Annotated in this window: 7 protein-coding genes; 1 reads left to right on the top strand and 6 read right to left on the bottom strand. The window is 69.1% G+C overall.

Annotation, left to right across the window (positions count from 1 at the left end; genetic code table 11):
- Positions 1–135: 135 nt before the first annotated feature.
- The 6 genes from ACRDSQ_RS24020 to ACRDSQ_RS24045 form a co-directional block, all read right to left on the bottom strand.
- The gene (locus ACRDSQ_RS24020; RefSeq protein WP_431424201.1) at positions 136–1,038 is read right to left on the bottom strand and encodes an IS5 family transposase; all 903 of its coding nucleotides are present in this window, start codon (positions 1,036–1,038) and stop codon (positions 136–138) included.
- A 129-nt stretch (positions 1,039–1,167) separates the two neighbouring features.
- Positions 1,168–1,608, bottom strand: a complete 441-nt coding sequence (locus ACRDSQ_RS24025) for a hypothetical protein (RefSeq protein ID WP_431424202.1) — start codon at positions 1,606–1,608, stop codon at positions 1,168–1,170.
- Entirely contained in the window at positions 1,584–1,853 is a 270-nt protein-coding gene (locus ACRDSQ_RS24030; RefSeq protein ID WP_431424203.1) for a hypothetical protein, read from the bottom strand. The genes ACRDSQ_RS24025 and ACRDSQ_RS24030 overlap by 25 nt, the downstream gene beginning before the upstream one ends.
- Positions 1,853–3,556: a C2 family cysteine protease gene (locus ACRDSQ_RS24035; RefSeq protein WP_431424205.1), complete on the bottom strand. Its 1,704-nt coding sequence runs from the start codon at positions 3,554–3,556 to the stop codon at positions 1,853–1,855. Before ACRDSQ_RS24035 ends, ACRDSQ_RS24030 begins: the two co-directional genes overlap by 1 nt.
- On the bottom strand, positions 3,553–3,852 hold the full coding sequence (locus tag ACRDSQ_RS24040; RefSeq protein WP_431424206.1) for a hypothetical protein: 300 nt from the start codon (positions 3,850–3,852) through the stop codon (positions 3,553–3,555). Before ACRDSQ_RS24040 ends, ACRDSQ_RS24035 begins: the two co-directional genes overlap by 4 nt.
- A gap of 96 nt (positions 3,853–3,948) precedes the next feature.
- Positions 3,949–4,722, bottom strand: a complete 774-nt coding sequence (locus tag ACRDSQ_RS24045) for an IclR family transcriptional regulator (RefSeq protein ID WP_431424208.1) — start codon at positions 4,720–4,722, stop codon at positions 3,949–3,951.
- Between the two features lie 101 nt (positions 4,723–4,823).
- On the opposite strand from ACRDSQ_RS24045, the gene aceB reads away from it, so the two are divergent.
- On the top strand, positions 4,824–6,093 hold a 1,270-nt coding region (gene aceB / locus ACRDSQ_RS24050), incomplete at its 3' end, for a malate synthase A (protein ID WP_431424210.1).

A 6,093-nucleotide genomic window follows, 5' to 3' on the forward strand; every position in this document is an offset into this window, starting at 1 on the left:
CGCTGCTGCCACGGGTGACACGGCAACGACAGATCACACCCGATCAGTCCCCTGACGAGTACCAAGATCAGATGCTTCGACCCGCTGAACCTGCCGGCCGCTGCCGCCTGCGGCCCTTCGGCCCTAGGCCGTGTTTCAAAGTCGTAGCCACTCGTTGATCGCCGCGACCTGAACCGTGGCCTCATATCGAACGGCAAGCTTGTCGTACCTCGCGGCCACGGCACGGTTGCGCTTGAGGCGATTGATCCCGCACTCCACAGCGTGACGCTGCCTGTAGACCTCCGCGTCAAAAGTCGGGGGCCGTCCACCGGCTCGGCCCCGGGCCTTGCGGTGGCGCACCTGATCTGCCTTCTCCGGGATGGTGCACCGGATACCCCGTCCCCGCAGGTAGGCACGGTTGGCCCGCGAGCCGTACGCCTTGTCCGCCAGCACCCGGTCTGGTCGGGTGCGAGGCCGGCCACACCCCACCCGAGCGACTCGGATTCGCCCCAACACCACCTGAAACTGGGGTGAGTCGCCGCGCTGGCCAGCGGTCACGACCAGCGAGAGCGGCTTCTGCGCCTGCTCGGTGGCCAGATGCAGCTTGGTGGTCCAGCCACCCCGTGACCGCCCCAGCGCGTGATCAGCCGGCTCGGATTCGCCCACTCCGCCGGGTGGTTCCTTCTGGGCATCCCCGTCTCGTCGCGCTCCGGCGGCGTGCTGGTGCGCGCGGGCGATGGTTGAGTCGACGCTGACATCCCAAGTGATCAACCCGATGGCATCGGCCCGCGCTTGTAACAGTGCCAAGATCGCTGCCCACACTCCGGCGCGTTGCCACCGCCGAAACAGCCCGTACACCGCCTGCCACGACCCATAAGCGGGTGGGACGTCCCGCCACGGTCCGCCGGTTCGCGCCCGCCAGCGGATCCCGTCGATGAGCTGCCGTTTGGTCCACTGCGACGGCCGGCCGGACTTCTTCCCGACCGGCAGCAACGGCTCCAGCACCGCCCACTGCGCGTCGGTCAAGTCCGCCCGTCCCGTCACCGCTACGCTGGCCACGAGGTCTCCGGTGTTCTCGATCTGCTTGGTCGTAGATCGATCTACCGGAGACCTCGTCTATTTGATCAACGACACGCCGATACGGCGCATCACTCGGGATGCTGGCTGGTCAGGACTTCGAAACACGGCCTAGGTGACCTCGACAGTCACGCTGGGCGGTGCGCCGGCTCCCGGTGGACACGGGTCGGACGTGCACGCCGCGCGGCGGGGGTCTTCGGTGTAGAGGGTGGTTCGGCCGGGGCCGGTGGCCTGGAACACGAGTTTGCCGTCCTCGCGGGACTCGGCGAGGGTCAGGACAGCGGTGTCGGGGTGCTGGCCTACCTCGCGGGTGCGTTGCACGACCAGGGTGTCGCCGACCTTCATGCTGACGGCGCCGGCCTTCCCGGTGTGCAGCACGATCTGTTCGCCTTGGGGCAGCCGGTATCCGTGGGTCTGTGGCGCGGCAGTGGTCGTCGTGGGCGGCGGCGTGGTCTTCGCCGGGATCGGCTCACCTGAGTCCACGGTGGCGCACGCGGTGAGAGTGAGCAGGCCGAGCAGGGCGCCGGTCAGGCGGGTCCGAGCACTACCCATGGCCGCTTCCCCTCCTCGGTCAGCACCGCGGAGATCAGCACGTCGCGCTCCCCCACCCGCACTGGGACACCCTTGACCGCGTGGACCGTGGTGGCGGGCTCCTCCCCGTGCCAGCAGCGCAGTTCGACGGTGTCGCCGTCGATGGCGGCGACGGCGTAGTTCACGCCGTCGGGGTCGGTGGCGACACCGCCGAGGGGGATCAGCAGGCCCTGGGGTGCGCCCACGTGCTTGGTGTAGTCGTCCATCACTTCCCCACCGTCATGTACGTCGTGTGCTCGCGCAGGTCGTTGAGCGGCATCGCGAGGTGCTCGCTGCCCCACGGGTTGCGCAGGTGCGCGGTCGGCGGGTTGGTGCTCCAGTCGACGCGTTCGAGCGAGTACACGTGGTTGTTGACCAGGTTGGTGCCGTTGGGGTCCTTGTACGGCTCCTCCCCGAGGATGGTGACCGTGACCGGTTTGCCGTCGCGTTCCATCTGGCGGAGCTGGTCGTCGGTGACGTTGGGGCTGTCGACCTTCTCGGGGCGTTCGCCGGTGACCCGGGCCATGTCCTCCTCGGGGAAGCCGCCGTTGAGGCCGGGGTAGCCGCGGGTCTCGTTCTGCCCGTGGCCGCTTTCGATCGACGGTTGCTGCGAGAGCTCCGCGTTGGTCTGGGCGAGGGCCTTCTCGTAGAGCTGCACCCAGTTGGCCTGGTTGCCGTCGTAGGTCGACTGCCAGCCGGCGCCGTTGCGCTGCACGGGGGTGTCGGGGGTGACCACGACTGGCACCGGGGTGCCGTCGTTGCGGTACAGCGTCACCGTGTAGGTGCCGTTGGGGTTGAGCTGGATGTTGTCGGCGAGCTGCTGCCTGCCCTCCGGCGTGCTCGCCAGCGAGTACAGGGTGGCCTGCAGGTGGCAGTCGCCGAGGCCGCGCTGCTGCACGTCGTTGGGGTCGATCGTGTCGGCGGTGACCGGTTTGCCCGCGTCGGGCAGCGGCTGCCAGCTCAGGTTCGTGCCGTCGGGGCGCAGGTCGTCGCCGAGTTGCGGGATGTCGCCGTACGGGTCCGGGTGCCAGTAGTCCTCGGGGAGTTGATCGGCGAGACCGTTGAGGGTGTCGAGGTCGACCTTGCTCGCGAGCTTGTTGTAGAACTCGCGCTGCGCGGCGGTGTCCTCGGGGCCGCCGCCGAAGGGCATCCAGTCGACGGCCATCGCGTTGTGCAGGTCGTCGGTGTCGAGGTGGTCGAGCAGGTAGTCGAGTTCGGCTGCGGTGAGGTCGTCGGCGGCCTGCAGCAGCAGCAACCGGCGGGCGAGGTCGCTGTCGGCGTTGTCGAACTTGTCGGCGAAGTCGCGGGCGCGTTCGCTGTCGCCGGTCTTGTTCAGCGTCTCGTCGATCTCGCCGGACAGGGCCTCGACGGCCGCGCGCTGCACCGGGTCGGCGATCTGCGAGGCGTCCGGGCCGCGCGGTGGGCGCACACCGAGGAGGGTTTCCTCCTGCGCCTTGAGCAGTTCGGTCAGCAGCTTCAGCGCTTCATCGCGCTGGCCGCGGACCCGGCCGAGCGCGCCCATCGCCTGACCGCGCATCACCGCGACCTGGGTGACCTCGACGAAGTCCAGGTCGTCGTTGTTGGGCCCGTTCATCTTGTCGACGGCGGCGTGGAACCGGTTGAGCTCGTCAGCGGTCTCGGTGGCCGGGTTCCGCAGTGCCTCAAGGGTTCCCGCGGCGCCGACGGTGGCGTGGTGGCTGTCCTCGGCGATGGCCATCGTCTTGAGGACAGTCCCGCGCAGCTCGCTGAGGTACGCGCGGTAGGCCTCGGCGGCCGGGCCTTCCCAGGGGGCGCGTTCGAGTTGCTCGATGACGTTGGTGATGCCGTCGGCACTGGCGGCGATCGCGCCGAACCCCTTGGCGGCCTGCTCGCCGCCCTCGGGGTCGGAGATCAGGACGAGGTCCCACGTCCAGGGGCCGGGGGTGGTCATGAGCAAGTCCGGGCGGTGAGGCTGTGCGTGTTGGACTGCTCGGTCTTCTCCAGCAGGTCCGCCGAGCGCGCCAGGGCGTCGATCACGTCGTCGGTGAGCGCGGACAACTCGGCGATCGCTTCCTGCAACCGCTCGGCCATCGTGTTCATCGTCGGTGTCGCGCCTTCGTGGCGGATCAGCGCGGACCCGGCTTTGACCTGCTCCTCACCGGCGGTCGCGGGCGGCACGGCGGCCAACGCCTTGCGCGCGTCGCCTGCGATCCGGCGCACCCCGTCGATGTCCATCTGGGCGACCACGCGCTACCCCCGAGTTGACGACCTGTGTTTCGCACTCCGACGCACGTCCGGGCCGTTTCGTTCCGGTCGCGCGCGGCTGATCATAGGCAGTGGCGACTACCCCAGCGCGGCGGACAGTTCCGCGGCAATGCCCTTGAGTGCGGGCACCACTTCGCCGTAGCGGGATTCGCTGACGCGGGCGGCCGGGCCGGAGATGGAGATCGCGGTCATGGTCGGCGCGTTGGGGACGGCGACGGCGATGCATCGCACGCCGAGTTCCTGTTCGCCGTCGTCGACGGCGTAGCCCTGCTCGCGGATCGCGGCGAGTTGCTCGACGAAGGCGGCGGGCGTGGTGATGGTGTGCTCGGTGTGCGCGGGCATCCCGGTGCGCCGCAGCAGGTCGGTGACCTGGCGTTCGGGGAGCTGGGCGAGCAGGACTTTGCCGACGGCGGTGGAGTGCGGCAGGACCCGCCTGCCGACCTCGGTGAACATCCGCATCGAGTGCTTCGACGGGATCTGCGCGACGTAGACGATCTCGTCGCCGTCGAGCATCGCCATGTTCGCCGTCTCGCCGATCTCGTCGACCAGCCGGGTCAGGTGCGGGCGCGCCCAGGTGCCGACGAGCCTGCTGGCTGTCTCGCCGAGGCGGATCAGCCGGGGGCCGAGCGCGTACTGCCGGGACTGCTCCTGGCGCACGTAGCCGCGGTTGACCATGGTCCGGACGAGCCGGTAGATCGTCGGCATCGGCAGGCCCGAGAGCTTCGCGAGCTCGCTGAGCGGCACTTCGCGGCCCGCGTCCGCCATGTGTTCGAGCAGGTCGAAGGCACGTTCGAGGGACTGCACGCCACCGGATTGGGATGCCTTGGTCTTCTCGGTGTCTGAGGATGCCACGGAAGCATCATTCCATGATGCGAAAACTTCTGGCGATTTCGTATGGCGAAAGTTATTGTTCGAGATACGAAACACCGACCTGAAGGACTGACGTGACTGACATCCGGATCAACGGCGCCCCCGTCGAGCGCGGCGACGAAATCCTGACCCCGGCGGCCCTCGACTTCGTCGCCGACCTGCAGCGCCGCTTCGGCGGCACTCGCGACGCGCTGGTGGCCGCGCGCGCTGAGCGCCGCACCGAGGTCGCCCGCACGGGCAGGCTCGACTTCCTCGACGCCACAAGGGATGTCCGTGAGAGCGACTGGACCGTCGCCGGGGCGCCCGCGGACCTGACCGACCGGCGGGTGGAGATCACCGGCCCGGCCGAGGCGAAGATGGCGATCAACGCGCTCAACTCCGGCGCCCGGGTCTGGCTCGCCGACCTGGAGGACGCCAGCACCCCGCACTGGGCCAACGTCGTCTCCGCCCAGGTCACCCTCGCCGACGCGGTCCGCAAGAAGCTCACCTTCGGCACGCGGTACCGGCTGCGGGAGGACGTCCGACTCGCGACGATCGTGATGCGCCCACGCGGCTGGCACCTGCCCGAGCGGCACGTGGTGGTCGACGGGCGCCCGGCGGTCGCCGCGCTGGTCGACTTCGGTTTGTACTTCTTCCACAACGCGCGTGAGCTGATCGAGCGCGGCGGCGGACCGTACTTCTACCTGCCGAAGATGGAGAGCCACCTCGAGGCGCGGCTGTGGAACGACGTGTTCACCCTCGCCCAGGAACGACTCGGGATCCCGCAAGGCACGGTCCGTGCGACCGTGCTGATCGAGACGATCCCGGCGGCGTTCGAGATGGACGAGATCCTGTACGAGCTGCGCGACCACGCCTCGGGGCTGAACGCGGGCCGCTGGGACTACCTGTTCAGCGTGATCAAGTACTTCCGCGACTCGGGCGCCGACTTCGTGCTGCCCGACCGCAACGTGGTGGGGATGGCGTCGCCCTTCATGCGGGCCTACGCGCAGCTCCTGGTGAAGACGTGTCACCGCCGCGGCGCGTTCGCGATGGGCGGGATGGCCGCGTTCATCCCGAGCCGCAAGGACCCGGAGGTTAACGAACGCGCCTTCGCGAAGGTCCGCGAGGACAAGGAACGTGAAGCAGGCTACGGATTCGACGGCTCCTGGGTGGCGCATCCCGACCTGGTCCCGCTCTGCCGCGAAGTGTTCGACGGGGTCCTCGGTGATCGGCCGAACCAGGTCGACCGTCAGCGAGACGATGTCACCGTCACCGCCGACCAGCTGCTAGACGTACGGTCGACGCCCGGATCCGTCACTGCGGCGGGGTTGCGCAGCAATGTGCACGTCGGGCTGCTGTACCTCGAGGCCTGGC

Source organism: Actinokineospora sp. (assembly GCF_050699995.1).
Lineage (GTDB): Bacteria > Actinomycetota > Actinomycetes > Mycobacteriales > Pseudonocardiaceae > Actinokineospora.

Bases quoted from the DNA above. Each gene is read 5' to 3' on its own strand.
- ACRDSQ_RS24025 (WP_431424202.1), bottom strand. From the start codon at position 1,608: ATGGGTAGTGCTCGGACCCGCCTGACCGGCGCCCTGCTCGGCCTGCTC.
- ACRDSQ_RS24030 (WP_431424203.1), bottom strand. From the start codon at position 1,853: ATGGACGACTACACCAAGCACGTGGGCGCACCCCAGGGCCTGCTGATC.
- ACRDSQ_RS24035 (WP_431424205.1), bottom strand. From the start codon at position 3,556: ATGACCACCCCCGGCCCCTGGACGTGGGACCTCGTCCTGATCTCCGAC.